Raw genomic sequence first — 20,715 nt, 5'->3', positions numbered from 1 at the left:
ATGATTAAAAAACACTTCTTACTGCTTCTTTTGGTTTGCTCGGGCATTTGGGCTCAAAAGGACATTGATATTAACGAACTAAAGTGGCTGCCCAATTCACATTCGTTTTGGGTAAATTCCGGAAAGGATATTTTGGTGTATGATGTGGATAAGCTCGATCAGAATACCACTGTTTTAACCCAACAACAGCTCACAACAGCAGGTTTTAATGGAGAAGTAGAAGAATTAGTCTGGAACCAGAATAAAACTAAAGTTCTGGTGTATACCAACTCAAAAAAAGTATGGAGAGCCAATACCAGAGGTGACTATTGGTTTTTTGACTTGACGACCGGAAAAGGAAGAAAATTGGGAGCCAGTTTAGAAGAGTCTTCTTTAATGTTTGCCAAATTTTCTGCGGATAACGAAAATGTGGCCTACGTTTCAAAACACAATATTTACCTTGAAAATCTGGCGTCAGGAAAGATTACCGCTTTAACGACAGATGGAACTGATAAAGTAATCAATGGAACTTTTGACTGGGTTTACGAAGAAGAATTAGCTGCGCGTGACGGATTTCGCTGGAGTCCTGATGGTAAAAGTATTGCTTTTTGGCGTGTAGATGCTTCGGAGACAAAGTTTCACTTAATGATTAACAATACAGCTGCTTTATATCCATTTGTAATTCCGGTAGAATATCCTAAAGCTGGAGAAAAACCTTCTGCTGTAAAAATTGGAGTTATTGATATCACTTCTTTAAAAACCAACTGGCTTGATATTCCGGGAGAACCGGATAATAATTATTTGGTTCGTATGGAATGGATAGCTAAAAATGAGGTAATGGCCATACAATTGAATCGAAATCAAAATCAGGTTTCGATTTACAATTGCAATACACAATCCGGAAAGGCAACTTTGGTATATCAGGAAAAGTCAGCAGAATGGATTGATGTTTTTGATATTTCCTCTGGCGTGTACGATGGTTTCCCTTGTCAGTTTGTAGACAATGGTAAATCTTTTTTATGGAGTTCAGATGCCGATGGCTGGATGCATGTGTACAAAATAAGCCGTGATGGAAAAAAGAAAGAACTGATCACAACCGGAAATTTCGATGCTTATTTTAAAGCCTATAATGACAAGACAAAATCAATTTATTATATCGCAAGTCCAAAAGATGCTACGCAGCGTTATCTGTATGAGACGAATATTAATTCGCTTAAAACCAAAAGAATAACTCCGGAAGTATTTGAAGGAACCAATGAATATGAGTTTTCGACAGACGGATCGTACGCCAAACACACCAATTCTAATATCAATCGTGATTTTAATGTACGTTTGGTTTCACTTTCCGATCATAAAAAAATACTGCCAAAAGAGGCTGATGTTTTTGTAAAACCAACACGTGACTTTTCATTAGAGAAATTCAAAGTAGCCACTGTCGACGGAGTTGAAATCGATGGAATCATGGCAAAACCTCTTGATTTTGATCCGACAAAAAAATACCCGGTGTTCTTTTATGTTTATGGAGAGCCAATGGCTTCGGTAGCGAATGACATGCCTTATTTTAATGGATTTATTGATTTGTTGATTCCGAAAGGATACATTGGGATTGCCATGGACAACAGAGGAACTCCGGTTTTGAAAGGAAGAAAATGGAGAAAATCAATCTATAAAAATATTGGAATCATCAACACCCGTGATCAGGCTATGGCGGCCAAAGAAGTACTGAAATGGAACTTTATTGATACGAACAGAGTGGCCATACACGGATGGAGCGGAGGTGGAGCCGTAACTTTGAACCTAATGTTTCAGTACCCTGAAATATACAAAACCGGTGTAGCGATCGCCGCAGTTACCGATCAGCATTTTTACGATAATATTTACACCGAACGTTATATGGGATTGCCGGACGAGAATGAAGCTGCCTACATTCAGGCTTCACCCGTAACACACGCAAAGAACTTAAAAGGAAATTTGCTTTACATTCACGGAACCGGCGACGATAATGTGCACTATAAAAATGCAGAAGTTTTGATTGATGAACTGATAAAATACGACAAAGTTTTTAATTTAATGATCTACCCAAATCGTACGCACAGCATTCATGAAGGCGAAGGAACCCGAAAACATTTAGTCGATACTTTTATAAAATTTATTGAAGAAAAGTGTCCTCCGGGAGCGAAATAAAATCATTTTAAAAGCATAAAAAAAGGGAGAATTTCTGTAAAAAGGATTTCTTCCTTTTTTTGTGGTCTAAAATCAATTAAAAAAACATTAAAAGTAAGAAAATAAGCACGTATGTTGCGCGAATTTGAAAGGGTAAGATAATACATGTAAAATATTAAATATGTAACAAAAGGGTAATATAATAGGTTTTTGCGATAATATATTATCATAAAAATTATCAAAAAAGCAAAACATTTGCCAATACTAATTATAAAACCATTTTATGAAATTCAAGTTTTTTCAAAGAAAAACGGTAGTACTTTTTTTTGTACTGCTAGCACAATTTGCGCTCGCACAGGAGCGGGTTGTATCGGGAATTGTTTCAGATAATGCAGGCTTACCTTTACCGGGTGCGAGTGTATTGATCAAAGGAACAAAAACAGGAGCTCAAACTGATTTTGACGGTAAATATTCTATAAAGACAAGTCAAAATGCTGTTTTAATCTTTAATTATATTGGCATGAAGGCTGTAGAGGTAACCGTTACGGGGAACACTGCCAATGTTTCTTTATCCCCTGCTTCAGAGCAGCTGCAGGAAATTGTCGTTACCGCTCTGGGGTTAAAAAGAGAAAAGAAATCTTTGGGATATGCCACTCAGGAAATTAAAGGAGAAGACCTGACCAAAGTAAACAATGGTAACGTTGCCAATGCGATTTCAGGTAAAATTGCCGGTGTACAAATCAGACGTAACAATAATATTGGAGGTTCAACGAATGTGGTGATTCGTGGTACTACTTCCTTAACTGGAAATAATCAGGCGTTATGGATTGTAGACGGTATTCCGTTGAATAATGACAATACCAATAGTGCCGATCAGAAAAGCGGAGGTAACACAGGAGGATACGATTACGGAAATGCCGCTTCGGATATCAATCCTGACGATATCGAAACGATGAACGTGCTGAAAGGAGCTGCAGCTTCTGCTTTGTATGGTTCAAGAGCTTCAAACGGGGTGATCCTTGTAACGCTAAAAAAAGGAAGTAAATCTAAAGGAGGTTTAGGTATAAGTTTTAGCTCCGGAGTAACTGTTGGTGTAGTCGATAAAAAAACATTACCGGAGTATCAAAACCAGTACGGTGGTGGATATGGTGACTTCTATGGCACAGTAGATTTAGGAAGTGGAGTACATCCGTATGCTGCAACCGATGATGCTTCATGGGGGCCTAAATTTGATCCTAATTTGTTAGTGTACAACTGGAGTTCTTTTTACCCTGAATTACCGGGTTACGGAAAAGCTACTCCCTGGACAGCAGTAAAGAAAAATCCAAATGATTTTTATCAAAAGAGCTTAACGTTTATTAATAATATCGCTTTTACCGGATCAGGTGAAAAAGGAGATTTCAGATTTGGTTATACGAACTATAACATGAATCAGGGTATTTTGCCAAACAGTAACAATCGTAAAGACAATTTTAACTTCTCAGGAAGCTATAACATTCTGCCTAAAACTAAAATTTCGGCATCGGCCAATTATTTAAAAGCAAATGCGAAAGGAATGAATGAGACTGGTTATGGTGACGGTGGAAATAACTATCTGAGCAGTATCAGACAATGGTATTCTACAAGTGTAGATTTTCAGGATTTAAAAGATGCTTATGACCTTACAGGAAAAAATACAACCTGGAGTGTTGGAGGGCCAAATGATTTAACATTGCAGTTTCATGACAATCCATATTTTCAAAGATACAACAACTACAATACTTTAGATCGTGATCGTTTTTTCGGAAACTTTGCTTTGAGTACACAAATCACCGATTGGTTTGATGTTACAGGTAAGGGTGCTATAGATACCTATAGTCAGTTACAGGAAGAGCGTATTGCTGTGGGATCAAAAAGAACACCAAATGCACTTGGACAGTATACCAGATTTGATAAAACGTTCAGAGAGATCAACTTCGATTTGATCATGAATTTTAAAACCAATATTACAGACGGAATTAAGTTCAACGGAATGCTTGGAGCTAATTCAAGACGTTCAGTGAGTAAGTCAATTTTTGCAGCCACAAATGGCGGACTGGTAGTGCCTGGAATTTACGCTTTGAGTAATTCTATTGATAAAATCAACAGCCCTGGTGAGTCAGAAGTAGCCATCGGTACCAACAGTGTTTATGCTAATGCGAGTTTCAATTTTATGGAAACTTATTTCTTAGAGGGAAGTTATCGTGTAGATAAGTCTTCAACGTTACCATCAAGTAATAGTACTTATACGTACCCTTCGATTACAGGAACTTATATCTTTAGTAACCACATTAAAACAAATTGGTTGTCTTTTGGAAAACTTCGTTTGAATTATGCAGAAACAGGTAATGATGCTCCGTTTGCTGTGATTGCAGCAACTTATCCAAAAGGTGATAATTTTGGACCTGACGGAATTCGTTTCTCTACAGAAAACAATAAAAGTAACTCTAATTTAAAAAGTGAGTTGACAAAAGGTGTTGAAGCCGGTATAGAGCTTAAATTGTTCAATAATCGTGTAGGTCTTGATTTCTCTTACTACAAAAGCAATACAACCAACCAGATTCTTTCAGTGGAAACACCTACACAGACCGGATACACCAGAGCCTGGATAAACGGAGGAGATGTTCAGAATAAAGGATATGAGGTGACCTTGTCTGTAATTCCGGTAAAAACAGCCAATTTTAGCTGGGAAGCAAAAGTAAACTGGTCTACCAATAAAAATGAAGTAATTTCATTAGGAGGAGCTGACAGAATTTCGTTAGGATCTTTCCAGGGAGTAGGATATGTTGCTGAGGTTGGAAAACCAATTGGACAGTTGATCGGTTCCGGATTTACTTATTTAAACGGAGAAAAAGTAATTCGTTCAAACGGAAGATATTTACAAACGGCCGGAGCAACAATTGGGGATATAAACCCGGATTGGATTGGTGGTTTGAACAACGTAATTACGTATAAAAATTTCTCATTGAACTTTTTGATTGATGTGAAAAAAGGAGGAGACGTTTATTCATTAGACCAACGTTTCGGGCATACTACAGGTATTTATGAAAGTACGGTTTCGAACAACCATTTAGGAAATCCACAAAGAAATCCGATTGCAAGCGGCGGAGGTATTCTGTTGTCTGGGGTTAAAGAAGACGGAACTCCAAATGATAAAGTGGTAAGTGTAGAAGGAGCAAATGGATATTCATTTTACAATTCCATGCCGGAACAGCAATATGTTTACGATGCTTCTTATGTGAAATTACGTGAATTAGGATTAAGCTACAGATTGCCATCAAAATTCCTTGCAAAGACTTTTATCACTAATATGATTTTGTCAGTTAATGGAAGCAACTTATGGATCATTCATAAAAATTTACCTTATGCTGATCCGGAAGCGGGACTTTCTTCAGGAAATCTTCAGGGCTTTCAAACCGGAGTTTTGCCTACCTCAAAAGAGTATAACTTTAATATGAAAGTTCAATTCTAAAAACAAAAAAAATGAAAATAGTAAAAACGATATTTTTTGCAGGAGCCATTTTACTTTCGGTAGCCTCTTGTGATAACTTAGAAGATTTAAATCAGGATAAAAAAGCATATACCACCGTTTTGCCGGGGGCGCTCATGACCAATGCGCAGGTAAATTATGCGTTCTTCCTGACCAATGCCTCAGTAAACAGCAACAACTTTAGAGGATATGCTCAATATTGGTCTACCACAACCTATACCGATGAGGTGAACTACAATATGGAAAGAAGAAATTTAGGAAGTTCTCTTTCAACGTTGTTATACAGAGACGTTTTGCAGGATTTGGTAAACGCTCAAAAAGACATAAAGAGCAAAGAAGCTTTAGGAGCTGTTGATACTGCAATTAAGAAAAACAAAATCGCAGTACTTGACGTTCAGATTGTGATGGCGTATCAGGCGCTTGTAGATTTATTTGGAAACGTGCCTTACAGTGAAGCTTTGGATATTAATCTATATCCTTATCCAAAATACGATGATGCCAAAACCATTTATTTAGATCTGGCTGCCAGATTAGATGCTGCTATTGCTGCTATGGACAGCAGTAAAGAGAGCTTTGGTAAAGCCGATTTAATTTACAAAGGCGATGTGGCAAAATGGAAAACATTAGCGAATAGTGTGAAATTAAAATTGGGATTACACCTTGCAGACATTGAGCCTGCTAAAGCAAAAGCAATAGTAGAAAGTGCTTACAATTCAGGCGTAATGACCAGTGAAGATCAAACAGCATTGTTCCAGTATTTTTCATCACTTGTAGACATGAATCCGTTGTATGATACGCTGGTAAACGAAAGTCAGACTATCCCGACTGAATATTTTGTGAATCAGTTAAATGGAAAAAATGACCCAAGACGTGATATATTCTTTAATCCAAATTCTAAAAAGCAAGGAAATTATAAAGGAGCTCCTTATGCCAAACAAGTAAGTTATGGTGATTTCTCAAACATGGGATCAAGATTGAAAGAAAAAACAAACCCAGGAGTAATTTTTGACTACACCGAAACCTGTTTCCTTTTGGCAGATGCTGCAAACAGAGGATTTAGCGTAGGAGGAACTTCGGAAGAATACTATAAAAAAGGAATTTTGGCCAGTATGAATTTCTGGGGAGTTGCGAATGCTGATGCGCAAACTTATTTGAGCAGAACCGATGTTGACTTTGCAACTGCTGCCGGAACGACAAAAGAAAAAATCGCTTACCAGCTTTGGATTGCTTATTACAATAGAGGATTTGAAGCCTGGACAGAATACAGAAGATTAGATTTCCCTGTATTGTTAGCCCCTTCAACTGCTGTTGATGCGGCAAAAGGAAAAGTACCGGTTCGTACTATTTACTCTCTTTTTGATAAAACCTTAAACAAAGAAAATTATGAAGCTGCCTCAGCTGCAATAGGAGGAGATTTAATGACTACAAAAATTTTCTGGGATAAATTTTAATTTGAATTAGTTTTCCTGTTTTTAACCGGGGCCTTTAATTAGGTTCCGGTTTTTTTTGTTTAATCCCATTGTCAGACTGAGTGAAGGTCAGGTCTTACTTATTGAATTACATTGTCCGATTGAGCGAAGTCGAAGTGTTTATTGAATCTCATTGTCAGACTGAGTGAAGGTCAGGTCTTACTTATTGAATTACATTGTCCGACTGAGCGAAGCCGAAGTGTTTATTGAATCCCATTGTCAGACTGAGTGAAGGTCAGGTCTTACTTATTGAATTACATTGTCCGACTGAGCGAAGTCGAAGTCTCGGTTTTGTTTTGTTTAAAAAATAACCCATTTTGTTCGTGAATGCTTGATTTATTTGGTTTATTTTTTAATTATGTGTTTTTTTAAAGTTAAAAAGTTGTTAATTATATATTATTTTTAAATAACATAGTATCAGTAAAATAGAAGCTATGCTGGTAAATTTGGTGGCAACAAATTAACCCAAAAAAAATGAAAACAAAACTACTAGTATTAATGCTCGTTTTTTCGATAGGGAAAATGAGCGCGCAGGGACTTCCTTGCCGGACGACAGAAGAAAACGCCAAAGTGTATCGGAATAGCCCCAAATCACTTCAGGAAAAAAAAGATTTTGAAGCCTTTACCAAAACATTTGCCCTCCAGCGTAAAAGCAAAACTTCAAAAACAGCAGCAACACCTACTTATGTTATCCCCGTGGTTTTCCATATTTATGGAGACGTTCAAAGCGGAAAAACCATTACCTATGAAAAAATTGTCAATCATTTGGCTCAACTAAATGACGATTTCAATGGCAGGAATGCCGACTACCAAACAGTTGAGCCCTTTTTTCAAGCAAGAAGAGGAACATTAAACATCGAATTTAAACTGGCAAAAAAAGATCCTAATGGCGGATGTACGACAGGAGTTGTTTTCCATGCAGCTAAAAACGGTTACGGAAATGGCGGTGGCTACGATGATCAGATTGCTGCCGATGCCTGGGACAATAAAAAATATATGAACGTTTATATTCAGAACGATTTGTATAACGAAGGAGTTTTTAACAATTCAGGAGTTGCATGGTATCCTGATTCTGGTATGACGGCCAATAATACAGCACGTGTCGTTTTTAATGGAGCTTATCTTTACGACAACTCCTACAGCAAAGAATTTTCAGCAACCCTTACACATGAATTCGGACATTTCTTAAACCTTATTCATACTTTCGAAGGAGGATGCTCCGGCACAGATGAAGTTGCCGACACCCCTGCGGAAGACGGTCAGCACACCTTGGCTTGTACACCGGGAACCAATTGTACAGGAGATAAAGTAAATATAGAAAACTACATGGGGTACAATGGCGCACAAGGCTGTTACAAAATGTACACCCAAGGTCAGATTGATAGAATGTTGGCAGCTTTACAGCATCCGGCAAGGATCACACTCTGGCAGCCTCAAAACTTAATTGATACCGGAGTAAACACGACTGAAAGCAGTTTAGTGGCAACCGGAACTACTTTTAAAGAAGCCATTATCAATGATGGATCTTTTGATACAGCCTCAGTGGTAACTTTAAGCGGAGGAAAAACTTTTGCACTAAGTTCAGGAACTTTGTCAGCCGGAACCCATTTTACACATACTTTTCCAGCCGGAATCACACCAGTTGTTACTGTAAATTCAAATGGTCAGGTGACAGTAACACTTTCAGGAAAAGCGACAAATCACGCGGCAGCGCAAAATACAACTGCCGGAATAACATTCTTACCTGCGGCATTTACAGGAGGAACCACAGGATTGTCTTGTACTGCTTTGTTTTATAATTTAAGATTTACGGATCCTTATGGAATCTTCTTTGTAGACATGCCGGATATTAACATCTCCTCAAATTTAGTCTGGAAGTTTTTTGATATTGCAAAAGGAGACGACACTTCATTCGGAGGTTGGCGTTATGCGGCCAATGCGCTAAAAATTGAAACTTATGGCAAAAGATTAACTTGTGAGAGTGGCAGCCGAAACATTACCTTATTAGCACAAAACACCGCAGTTGGTCCGACAAGTAATATGACCGCTCCGGGAGCATACCCAAATCAATTAGATTTAAGAACAGCGAGTTATACCGCTTGGGATGGAAAATCCGGATATGTAGGTTTTGAATACAAAATCGATGGATTACCTTGTTATGGCTGGTTCAAAATAAGTGTTGCGGCAAATGGAGACGGTTACACCATTTCTGAATATGCCTATAATACACAACCCAATGCACCTATTTATACCGGTGTGACTAACAAAACGGCCGTTGTTCTATCAGAAAGTATACTGTACGAGGCAGAGGCAAATGATGGTGGTGTTACTACGACCAGTACAATTTCGTTATCTACTAACAATGGAACTTTTACAAAAAGCACAGGAACTTTAACAGCCGGAACTGATTATACGATTACAGGAGTTCCTTCAGGATTAACCGCTGTATTGACGCTTCAGGGAAATAATAAAGTTGTGGTTTCCTTTACCGGAAAAGCAACCGCACATCTACCTGCAAATGATGCTGCTGTGACGATTACCTTTAAAGATGCTGCAATCACTGGCGGAATTGCAACTCTTGATATGTCATCAAAAACAATCAATTTGAAATTTGATGCGCCTTACGGAGTTTTCTATGTAAACAATCCTGATTATGTTGCTTCGTCGGCCCAAACCTGGCAGTATTTTGATTTAGGAATTGGAGATAATACAGAGTATGGAGCATGGCAGTTTGCCGCTGCCGCTTTAAAAGTAGAAACTTATGGTAAAAGACTGGTAGGACCTGCAGGTACACGTAACATTAGTTTAATTACAGAGGGAACTACAATTGGTGCTTCAAGTAATTTTGTAACCCCTGGAGCGGCATATCCGGATCAGTTAGATTTAAGAACGGCAAGTTATACAGCCTGGGACAATCAAACAGGTTATATCGGTTTTGAATATAAAAGCAGAGGGCGTACATGTTATGGCTGGATGCATGTTAAAGTAGAAGCGGGTGGAGTTGGTTATTCCGTTTTGGACTATGCTTACAATACGAAGCCAAACGAATCCATTCAGGCCGGAACTCAGGCACCTGTAACCGTTTTGGCGCCTACAAGTCTTGCAGCTACAGTAAACAACACCAGTTTACAAGCACAATTGACATGGGTGAACAACGCAACTAATGCGACAAACATTGTGGTAGAAAGAGCGGGAGCAGATAATGTTTTTGCCGAGATCACAACATTAGCAAGTACAGCAGTTACTTATACCAACACAGGTTTGACAGCCGGAAGTACTTATAAATACAGAGTACGTGCAAAAGCAAACAGCATTTACTCCGCTTATTCTAATGAGGTTACAGCCACTCTTACGGCAGGCTCAGCGTACTGTACTGCTCAGGGGAATAATAATTACGAATACATCAATTCAGTAACTATTGGAAGTTTCACCAATACATCCGGTAAAGATGCAGGCGGCTATGCCAATCTTACTTCTAAAACCGTGACCGTAACTCCGGGAACAGCAACAAGTGTAAGTCTGGCAGCAGGTTTCTCAGGAGGATCTTATTTAGAATATTGGGGAGTGTGGATCGATTACAATAAAAACAATGTTTTCGATGCTTCTGAAAAAGTGATTGACGGAATTTCTTCTACCGGAACAGCGACAGGCAGTTTTACACCGATTGCGTTTACCGGAACGACCAGAATGCGTATTGTAATGAAATATTATTCGAACCCGTCAGCTTGTGGAAACATTGGTGATGGTGATGTCGAAGATTATACAGTCGTTGCAGGTACAGCACCTAATCCGACAACTTTGCCGACACCAACCAATATTGGGAATTCAGGAGTGTATTCATCCGGATTTTATGCTTCATGGAATACAGTGGCAAATGCAACAAGTTATGAAGTGCAGTTGAATAATGCTACTACAGGCTGGACCACTTTCGGAACTTCCACAACCTATTATTTATGGGTTCCGAAACAAGGTACGCAAACCGTTTATCAGTTTAGAGTTAGAGCTAAAAATGCAACTGATGCAAGTAACTGGAGCGCTCCGTTGACCATCGATTTACAAAATGGAAGTGCAGGAGCAGATCAGACTGATTTTACAAAATCATTTACGATGTATCCTAATCCGGCGTCGGATGTGGTTAATTTCAATTTCGCTAATTTAAACCTGGCGGATACTAAAATCACCATCTACGACAGTACAGGAAATGTTATTGACATTGTAAAAAACACACTTTCTTATCCGGTAAACCGTCTTAGAAAAGGAGTTTATATAGTGGTAGCTACAGATGGAAGCTTCACAGATACTAAAAAGTTATTGGTTAAATAAATAATTTGGTTTGTAAAGAAGAAAAGGGAAACGATATTGTTTCCCTTTTTTTATGCTTTTTAAAATTAAATACAGCTTAATTAATGCCAATACCAAACGGATTATCAATACTGTGCATTGGAGTAGTGAACCATTTTGGGCCTTCGGCGGTCATGTAAAAATGATCTTCATGACGAATCCCGAATTGACCCGGGATGCAAAGCATAGGTTCGTTGCTTACTACCATTCCTTCTTGCAGAACAGTAGTATTACCTCTTACCAAATACGGATGTTCGTGAATATCTAATCCTGTCCCGTGACCCACGCGATGAGGTAATCCAGGCAATTCGTAATCGGCACTCAAACCGCCTGCTGCAATTACTTTACGTGCGGCATCATCGACCGAACCGCAGGTTGCTCCTAATTGTGCGGTATCAAAAGCAGCTTTTTGTGCAGCCTTTTCTAAATTCCAGATTTTGATGTGTGCTTCTGTTGGAGTTCCGTACACATAAGTTCTGGTGATATCAGACAGGTAACCTTCCAAACGACAGCCTGTATCAATAAGTACAACATCGTTATCTTTTAAATCCTGAGGAGTAGTAACCCCATGAGGATATTGAGAATCATCGGCAAACAACACAATACAAAAGTAAGAACCTGAAGCAATTCCCGCTTTGATATGTGCCTGATTGATAAAATCGACAACCGTTTCGGCTTTTATACCCGGATACAAAATACGTGCAGCGGCACGTTGAACCATCATCGTAATTTCTTTAGCTTGTTGGATGATCGCAATTTCATTTGCTGATTTCTGAATACGACAGCCAGTTGTAACCGGTTGAGAATTTTCGAATTCGTAATTTGGATTGGCTTTTACGATAGCATCAACTAAAAAATATCCGGCAGATTCGTCCAGTGCAATTTTACCGTTGTTTATGCCTTTGGTCTCCAGGATCTTTCCAAATAAAACAGATGGCGATTCGTGTTCTTCCCAGCAATTTAAATGCCCTTCAATTTGCATGAATTTTCTAAAAGTACCTTCCTCAAATTTTGGAACAATATATTCCAGGCTGCCGTCTTCAAACAATAAGGCTCCAACCATTCTTTCAGAGGGATTCCATTTGGTTCCGGTAAAATAGTATAAATTGGTTCCTGCGTTCACGAATAACGATTTAAAACCTGCTGTTTTCATAAGCGATACCGCTTTCTGAATGCGCATTTGATATTCCTCCGGCTGAATGGGTTTTACATTCAGGGTCATGTTTTGTATTTTTTCTAATTCTGCAATTGCGTTAGATCCGCCAACTCCAATGGTCATATTTGTTGTTTTAAGGTTAATAGTTTTTTGTTGTTTTTCTGGATTAAAAATAAGCCAATATTTTGGGATAGTGGTATTTTAACTTAAAGTAGATAAAATAGAATAATTTAAGGGTAATATACTATTGGATTTTGGGTTGTAATGCCTGTATTTTTAAAGATCAATTAAAACTTAAAAAATGAAAAGTATACAGCGTTTAGTATTGCTACTGTGTGTTGTTCTGAGTTCGTATTTTGTGTCAGCGCAGAATAAATCAGATTTGTACCAGAAGCTCACGGTATTGTTTCCAAAAGCCGAAATCACAACGATAGAAAATTTGGAAGGTTATGCAGAGTCATATCAATTGATTTTAGACGAACCTTTAGATCACAAAAATCCGCAAAAAGGAACTTTCAAGCATTATGTTTACCTCTCACATTTGAATTTTAATAACCCAATGGTTATTGAAACTCATGGTTACAATACCAATAATATCAAAAGTGAGGTGAGTAAACTGTTAAACGCTAATCAGATTGCAGTCGAATATCGCTTTTATGGAAAGTCGCGACCGGAACCACTTCCATGGGAATATTTAACAAACGATCAGGCTATCGCCGATTACCACAATCTTGTAACAAAACTGAAGCAGTTGTATACGGGAAAATGGATTTCGACCGGAATAAGTAAAGGTGGTGAAACAGCTTTGATTTACAAATCAAAATATCCGGATGATGTTGATGTGGCAATGCCTTATGTGGCACCGTTAATTAATACTCAGGAAGATCCCCGAACGGTAGAGCATACTAAAACAGTGGGCACAGCAGAATGCAGGGCTAAAATTACAGCCTTTCAGAGAGCAGTTTTAGAAAATAGAGAAGCCGTTTTAAAGGAGTTTAAACAATATGCAGAAGAAAAGAAAATGACTTTTGCCGAAGTTCCTTTCGCTGAAGCATTAGAATATGCAGTTTTAGAATTTCCTTTTTCTTTTTGGCAATGGGGAGGAAAATGCGAGGCCATTCCGTCAGTAACAGCGAGCCCGAAAGAGCTGTTTGCCTATTTGGATGAGGTTTCAGGCGTAAGAACTTATAACGATAAGATGTATTTTCATTATTTGCCGTCCTATTATCAACATTTAAAAGAATTGGGGTACTATGGTTTTGATTTTTCTCCGGTTGCTGATTTGCTTCAAGTGGTAAAAAGTACTTCCAATGATCGATTTGCACCTAAAGGAGTGGCTATAAAATACAATCCGAAATACATTAGAGACGTACGAAAATATGTAGAAAATAAAGGCAGCAAAATTTTGTACATCTATGGTGGTTACGACACCTGGTACTCGTGCGCTCCAACACCTGATTCCAAATTAGATGCATTAAAAATGGTTCTTCCCGGGGGGAGTCACACTACAAGAGTGAAGGATTTTCCGGAGAGTGATAAGAAGCGAATCATGGAAACATTATCAAGATGGCTTGACTTAAAAGCACTTAACGATAAGGCCGAAATAAATTAAAAAGAAAAGGGGATTCAGGTTCTCTGGATAGTTTAACCGCAAAGTGCGCTAGGATTTTTAATTGTCAGATTTTATATAAACGCAAAGTTCGCAAAGCTATGATAATAAACTCTGCGAACTTTGCGTAAAACCTTGCGCGCTTTGCGGTTAACCTTTAAACCAGTAGTTTTTGTGTTTTCAAATAATCCATAGCAAATTTACCCTCATTAAAAAGTAAATCCAAAACACTTAAATTGTTGATAAAACCATGTTTATCGTCAAAAACCTGAGTGTATTTTTCAAATGAATTAAGGTCTTTTTTTCCGTTAGCCAAAATCCTGAAATCGGAGATATTTTCTACCTCATGAAAATACTCGGTGGTTTTGCTGAATTCTAATTTCATGCGCAGACATTTAGTGGTGATGTCCAGAACTTCCAGATTCAAATCCATTAAAAAAGTGTGCTGCTTTTCAAAAACAGGACGAATATCATCTTCAAAGAACTCAAAAAAAGGAGAACTTCTGTAGGCAGCTTCCAATGATTTGAAATGCTGTTTTTGCCAGTCAAATTCATTCTCGATGATAACATCTTTTGTTTTCTGATGACCTGATTTCGAATGTTTAACCGGTATATTTAGTAACTGAATTCCGTTCGGGCTATAGATGTAGGTACGGTTTCTGTTGGTTTGTTTCTGAAAATTATCTTCCATTTCAAAAGTAATATTTTCAGATTGTGCCATAACTGCAAAGTGGCTGATCGATGGAAAATAAGTAGGAAGTAAAAGAGAGTTCATCTTTAATTGCTTTAAAAGTTTCAGGTTTCAAGTTTCAGGTTGTGAGTGAACCTGAAACTTGAAACCTGAAACAAAAATAACTTTTTTTATTTATGCTTTGTTTTGTTTTCTTTTTTTCCAGAAATATTCTCCAACGAAATAGGCTGCAAGAATAAACAAGAAATACTTAAAGTAAGATTGTGGTTGTCCTTCACCATCAACAGTTGTGAAAACTCTGCTCCAACGAATTTTGTTGATTCCTTTACCGTTAGTATCCCAGCTCATCCAGATGAAAACCGGTTTCCCTACAATGTGATTTTCCGGAACGTAACCCCAGTAGCGGCTATCTTCAGAGTTGTGACGGTTGTCTCCCATCATCCAATAGTAATTCTGCTTAAAAGTATAGGTTGTAGCAGGTTTACCGTTGATTAAGAATTTAGAGCCATCCAGCTGCAAAGTATTTCCTTCATAAGTGGTGATAATGTCTTTGTAAAATGGTAATGATTCATTGGTTAAAGCAACTGTTTTCCCTGCTTCCGGAATATAAATCGGACCAAAATTATCCTGATTCCATTTGTTGATGTGCGGGAAAATAGCGTTGTCATTTCCGTGGTCAATTTCTCTTGTAACGGCAGTAATACCAGGAGTATTTTTCAGACGTTCTGCACTTGCCTCAGTCAAAGCTCTGAAATAAAGAGTGTCTCTTTTTTCGCTTTTAAATCCTGCTCCGTCTGTAATGTCAAGTTCTCTTACTAAAGATTCAAAATCAATAGGGATTTTTGGGTCTATGGCTACCGAATAAGAATATTGAGGTTTTGCTCTTTCCGGTAAAACTAATTTTTTTCCGTTAATGAAAACAAATCCGTCTTTAATCGATAAGCTGTCTCCCGGAATACCTACGCATCTTTTTACGTAATTTGATTTTTTATCAATTGGTTTGATAACCCCCGGTCTTCCTTTTGGTTCATAAAAATAGTGAACTGTGTCTACCGGCCAGTTGAAAACGACAATATCAGTTCGTTTTATTTTTTCTAAAGCAGGTAATCTGAAATAAGGTAATTGTGGCCATTTCAAATAGGATCTTTGTTTTACAAACGGAATAGAGTCATGTACCATTGGTAATGCAACCGTAGTCATAGGGACTCTTGGACCGTAATTTACTTTACTTACAAACAGAAAATCCCCAATCAATAAAGATTTTTCTAAAGAAGAAGTAGGAATTGTATAAGGCTGTACTAAATAAGTATGTACCAATGTTGCTACGATAACGGCAAAAAGTAAAGAACTCAGGGTGTCACCTGCTTTATTTTCAGAAGTTAATTTTCTGTCAGCGTTGTATACTAATTTTTGAGTGTAGCTAACATAATAGATGTAGAAACCTAAAGTGAAAATTCCTAAAAGAGTATCTAAAGTTGTTTTTTTGCCAAACGTTCTTAAAGTCTCCACCCAAACTACCGGAAACATAATCAGGTTAATAATAGGAATGAAAAGCAATAAAGTCCACCAGGTAGGACGGCTGATTATTTTCATTAAAACGATTGAATTGTATACCGGAATCGCAGCTTCCCAGCTTTTTCTTCCGGCAGCCTGATATAATTTCCAGGTTCCGATAAAATGAATAACCTGAACGGCTAAGAAAAATACAAACCAAAGATATAGTGTCATAATATTTTATTTAAAGTTTTAGGTTCGGGACTTAATTTGAAATTTTACCTAAACCTTCCTAACTGTTTATTTTAAATTTAATACGTCTTTCATAGAATAGATTCCCGTTTTTCCGGCAAGCCACTCTGCTGCGATTACCGCTCCAAGAGCAAACCCTTCGCGGTTGTGTGCAGTGTGTTTTAATTCGATGCTGTCTACAGGGGAGTCGTAAGTTACAGTATGAGTTCCTGGTACTTCGCCTATTCTTTTAGCTTCAATATGAATTTCGTTGTTTTTTGCTTCGTCCAGAGTCCAATTGGTGTATTGGCTGTTTTCGATAACTCCTTTGGCTAAAGAAATTGCCGTACCGCTAGGGGCATCCAGTTTTTGTGTATGATGAATTTCTTCCATCGTAACTTTATACGAATCCAGTTGAGACATGATTTTAGCTAAGTATTCGTTCAGTTCGAAGAAAATATTAACCCCTAAACTAAAGTTAGAGCTCGAAATAAAAGCACCCTTCTTTTCGTTGCAAAGCGATATCATTTCGTCATAGTGTTCTAGCCATCCTGTAGTTCCTGAAACCACAGGTACATTAGCATGAAAGCAATTGGAGATATTGTCAACGGCAGCAGTAGGGACGCTGAAATCGATCGCGACATCGGCTGTTGAAAGTCCGTCGTAAGTACTGAATTCGTCTTTTTTCAAAACAATTTCATGACCTCTTTCCAAAGCAATTCGCTCGATTACTTTACCCATTTTTCCGTATCCTAAAAGCGCAATTTTCATTTCGTGTATTTTTTTTAAAAATTCAAGTAACCGGAGTTATTTAAAAGTGGTAATTAAAAGTTAGTCCAACATTTGGTTTGAAAGTTACAGCGTCAGGGTAAATTTCCGGGCGCAATGATAATCTTTCGTTTACGTTAAACTGAATCAGTGCAGCGTCAACATTGGCGTCGATAATGTTTAAGGCATAAAAACCAACGACAAATAATAGTGATAAATCTCTGTTTCGCTGATAAAATTTCTGACCGGCAATAAGTCTGCTGTCGTCCAGAAATTTATATTTATCGTCATTGTAGCCTTCCAGTCTTCGTTTGTAAGCTTCGCGATAATCGTGGTATTTTTTGTTGTTGTCAAGATAGAAGTATAAACTCGTACCAATCGCTCCGTAGACCAAAGGGATTTTCCAGTACTTTTTATTGTATGCCTGACCTAAACCCGGTAAAATTGCCGAGTAGAATGCTGCTTTTGCAGGTGTAAGAGGATCGATTTCCTGTAATTTGCTAGTGTCTTTAACAACCAAAACCGTGTCTTTTTTTACCTGAGCAAAAAGAGAAACGGTTCCTATGAGAAAGAACAATAGACTTATGGGGACAATTTTATTCACTATCCGTTTATTAATTTTATTATTCTGTTAAAGTCGGCTTCAGAATCAAATGGAATGGTGATTTTTCCTTTACCCGTGCCGGCGACTTTTATATCAACTTTCGAACCAAAATAATCGTTGAAAGTGTTTTTTTGTGTTTCTCTAACCACAAAAGAAGATTCTGCTTTAGGTTTTCCTTCTACTTTTGGTTTTAAACTTTCGTGATAGTTTTTTACCAGAGTCTCAGTTTCACGGACAGATAAATTCTGACTTACTATTTTTTGGTAGATATCAGTCTGAATGTCTAAGTCTTCAATATTAATGATTGCTCTACCGTGTCCCATACTGATAAAACCGTCACGGATACCTGTTTGAATGATCGGATCCAGTTTTAAAAGACGTAAATAATTGGCAATTGTAGAGCGTTTTTTTCCAACGCGCTCACTCATTTGCTCCTGTGTCAGTTGAATTTCGTCAATCAGACGTTGATAGGAAAGTGCAATTTCAATCGGATCTAAGTCATGACGCTGGATGTTCTCAACCAAAGCCATAACCAATGATTCGTTGTCATTGGCAATACGAATATAGGCAGGAACATGTGTTAAGCCTACTATGGTCGAAGCACGTAAACGACGCTCTCCTGAGATTAGCTGATATTTGTTGAAATCTAATTTACGAACAGTAATAGGTTGAATTACACCAAGTTCTTTAATAGAGGTGGCTAATTCGCGTAACGATTCTTCATTAAAATTGCTTCGGGGCTGAAACGGATTTATTTCGATAGCACTTATTTCAAGCTCAATGATATTTCCAACAACCTTGTCAGCATTTTTGTCTTCTACTGATGTAATGTCGTTTTCCGGATCTTTTAATAACGCTGATAATCCTCTTCCTAAGGCTTGTTTTTTAATTGCTTTTGTCATAAAAACTATTTGCTGTTTTTCTTTATAATCTCCTGAGCTAAATTAATGTAATTAACGGCTCCTTTACTGGTTGCGTCATAATTAATGATGCTTTCTCCAAAACTTGGTGCCTCGCTCAGTTTAACATTTCGTTGAATAACGGTATCAAAAACCATATCATTAAAGTGTTTTTGAACTTCTTCTACAACCTGATTAGACAAACGTAATCTTGAATCGTACATGGTTAGTAACAATCCTTCGATGTCAAGATCCGGGTTGTGTATTTTTTGAATACTTTTTATGGTGTTCAATAATTTTCCTAATCCTTCAAGTGCAAAATATTCGCATTGGATTGGGATAACCACAGAATCAGCAGCTGTTAAAGCATTCAGGGTTAATAAACCTAGAGAAGGCGCACAGTCGATAATGATAAAGTCATATTCGTCTCTTACGCTTTCTAACGCTTTTTTAAGCATGTACTCTCTGTTTTCTTTGTCAACCAATTCGATTTCGATGGCAACAAGGTCAATGTGTGCAGGTATTACATCGACATTTGGAGATGTACATTTTAAAACAGCTTCTTTTGGTGTTATACTGTGTTCCAGGATTTGATAAGTTCCGGCTTCAACTGATTCTACGTCAATCCCAAGGCCAGATGTAGCATTGGCTTGTGGATCAGCATCGATCAACAATACTTTCTTTTCTAAAACACCTAATGAGGCTGCAAGATTTACAGATGTTGTAGTCTTTCCAACGCCTCCTTTTTGATTAGCAATCGCAATGATTTTGCCCATTTATTTTCTGAATTTTGAACCGTAAAAATACAATTATTTATGGTTTCTGAAAATCTATTTTGTTAACATTTGTGAATCTTCGGTTAATCGTTGTATGGTGCGTGTTTTCTGGAATTGATTTTAACGATAATGAAAAAACAGGAACGAAATTTCGTTCTATTTTTCGATTTCTTTTAGTCTAAAAAGAACAAAATCTTACTTTAGTCAGAAAAAGGGAATTAAAAGTGGGTGTAAATTTTACTGCTCATTTTTCTTTTTCAAATCTTTTACAAGGCGGGTTGTGAAAAATAAAAGGATAGCACCTCCAAACAAAATGCAATGCGAAAAAATTTCTTTCGCATTGGAGGGGAGATGTATTTAAATAAAGTGAAATCCCTTCATTAAATAAGTTCAGAACTTACGATACTATGTGTTAAAATGAAGTGTATGTAAAGGACTGAATCGTTGTAATATTTTAATCTGAGGGGATATTTATTTTTTTTTGTGCTAATTGAAAAGTGAAGTGTTTGATATTCTATATTTTGAAGTTATTTTGAAAATAAAAAAACGGATATTTTTAAAATTGTTGTTGGATAAGTAAAAAATAGTTCTATCTTTGCACCCGCTTACGGGGTGTAGCGTAGCCCGGTTATCGCGCCTGCTTTGGGAGCAGGAGGCCGCAGGTTCGAATCCTGCCACCCCGACAAAAGTCTTTTCATTTTTTGGAAAGACTTTTTTTTTGCTTTAAACTGAAATCCTATAGCTGAATTGTTATCGCGTCCCGATTGGAATCGGGAAGGCCGCAGGTTCGAATCCTGCCACCCCAACAAAAGTCTTTTCATTTTTTGGAAAGACTTTTTTTTTGCTTTAAACTGAAATCCTATAGCTAGAACTGTTATCGCGTCCCGATAGGAATCGGGAAGGCCGCAGGTTCAAATCGGGGCACCCCGACAAAAGTCTTTTCGGTCCTTTGAAAAGATTCTTTTGTTTTTTACCCGATTTGTTTTAGTGTAGAAAATATTCAAACGCTTTTATGTCTAGTGTGCTT

12 protein-coding genes and 2 tRNA genes are annotated in these 20,715 nt (G+C 37.6%); 7 read left to right on the top strand and 7 right to left on the bottom strand.

Going from position 1 to position 20,715, the window contains the following annotated elements:
* From M4I44_RS00915 to M4I44_RS00900, 4 genes are all read left to right on the top strand, one after another.
* Positions 1-2,163: a DPP IV N-terminal domain-containing protein gene (locus tag M4I44_RS00915; RefSeq protein WP_249966264.1), complete on the top strand. Its 2,163-nt coding sequence runs from the start codon at positions 1-3 to the stop codon at positions 2,161-2,163.
* Positions 2,164-2,425: 262 nt separating this feature from the next.
* Positions 2,426-5,632 carry a SusC/RagA family TonB-linked outer membrane protein gene (locus M4I44_RS00910; RefSeq protein ID WP_249966263.1) on the top strand — a complete coding sequence of 1,069 codons (3,207 nt, stop codon included), beginning with the start codon at positions 2,426-2,428 and terminating at the stop codon, positions 5,630-5,632.
* Between the two features lie 11 nt (positions 5,633-5,643).
* Positions 5,644-7,101: a SusD/RagB family nutrient-binding outer membrane lipoprotein gene (locus tag M4I44_RS00905; protein ID WP_249966262.1), complete on the top strand. Its 1,458-nt coding sequence runs from the start codon at positions 5,644-5,646 to the stop codon at positions 7,099-7,101.
* A 492-nt stretch (positions 7,102-7,593) separates the two neighbouring features.
* Complete coding sequence (locus tag M4I44_RS00900; RefSeq protein WP_249966261.1) at positions 7,594-11,442, top strand: M43 family zinc metalloprotease; 3,849 nt, start codon at positions 7,594-7,596, stop codon at positions 11,440-11,442.
* A gap of 76 nt (positions 11,443-11,518) precedes the next feature.
* Here the strand turns inward: M4I44_RS00900 and M4I44_RS00895 are convergent, their stop codons facing one another.
* On the bottom strand, positions 11,519-12,739 hold the full coding sequence (locus M4I44_RS00895; RefSeq protein WP_249966260.1) for a Xaa-Pro peptidase family protein: 1,221 nt from the start codon (positions 12,737-12,739) through the stop codon (positions 11,519-11,521).
* Positions 12,740-12,917: 178 nt separating this feature from the next.
* Here M4I44_RS00895 and M4I44_RS00890 point away from each other — a divergent pair, with 178 nt between their 5' ends.
* Positions 12,918-14,228, top strand: a complete 1,311-nt coding sequence (locus tag M4I44_RS00890; RefSeq protein ID WP_017494835.1) for a S28 family serine protease — start codon at positions 12,918-12,920, stop codon at positions 14,226-14,228.
* Positions 14,229-14,382: 154 nt separating this feature from the next.
* Here M4I44_RS00890 and M4I44_RS00885 read toward each other — a convergent pair whose 3' ends face one another.
* The 6 genes from M4I44_RS00885 to M4I44_RS00860 all read right to left on the bottom strand — a co-directional run bounded on the left by M4I44_RS00885 (position 14,383) and on the right by M4I44_RS00860 (position 19,688).
* Positions 14,383-15,000: a WbqC family protein gene (locus M4I44_RS00885; RefSeq protein ID WP_249966259.1), complete on the bottom strand. Its 618-nt coding sequence runs from the start codon at positions 14,998-15,000 to the stop codon at positions 14,383-14,385.
* 90 nt (positions 15,001-15,090) lie between these two features.
* On the bottom strand, positions 15,091-16,644 hold the full coding sequence (gene lepB, locus M4I44_RS00880; RefSeq protein ID WP_070907763.1) for a signal peptidase I: 1,554 nt from the start codon (positions 16,642-16,644) through the stop codon (positions 15,091-15,093).
* Positions 16,645-16,710: 66 nt separating this feature from the next.
* Positions 16,711-17,412, bottom strand: a complete 702-nt coding sequence (dapB, locus tag M4I44_RS00875) for a 4-hydroxy-tetrahydrodipicolinate reductase (protein WP_017494832.1) — start codon at positions 17,410-17,412, stop codon at positions 16,711-16,713.
* Positions 17,413-17,452: 40 nt separating this feature from the next.
* A complete protein-coding gene (locus M4I44_RS00870; protein WP_051041425.1) occupies positions 17,453-18,013 on the bottom strand; it encodes a DUF5683 domain-containing protein in 561 nt (186 codons plus the stop codon).
* Entirely contained in the window at positions 18,013-18,915 is a 903-nt protein-coding gene (locus M4I44_RS00865) for a ParB/RepB/Spo0J family partition protein (protein WP_017494830.1), read from the bottom strand. Before M4I44_RS00865 ends, M4I44_RS00870 begins: the two co-directional genes overlap by 1 nt.
* A gap of 5 nt (positions 18,916-18,920) precedes the next feature.
* A complete protein-coding gene (locus tag M4I44_RS00860) occupies positions 18,921-19,688 on the bottom strand; it encodes a ParA family protein (protein ID WP_017494829.1) in 768 nt (255 codons plus the stop codon).
* 608 nt (positions 19,689-20,296) lie between these two features.
* On the opposite strand from M4I44_RS00860, the gene M4I44_RS00855 reads away from it, so the two are divergent.
* Positions 20,297-20,371: transfer RNA gene (locus M4I44_RS00855), tRNA-Pro, on the top strand.
* Between the two features lie 57 nt (positions 20,372-20,428).
* Positions 20,429-20,487: transfer RNA gene (locus M4I44_RS00850), tRNA-Pro, on the top strand.
* Positions 20,488-20,715 lie beyond the last annotated feature (228 nt).

It is taken from the genome of Flavobacterium sp. B183, from assembly GCF_023539155.1.
GTDB classification, from domain to species: Bacteria; Bacteroidota; Bacteroidia; order Flavobacteriales; family Flavobacteriaceae; genus Flavobacterium; species Flavobacterium tructae.
Note: the sequence above shows the minus strand (reverse complement) of the source record. Positions and strands in the feature narration are given on the sequence as shown.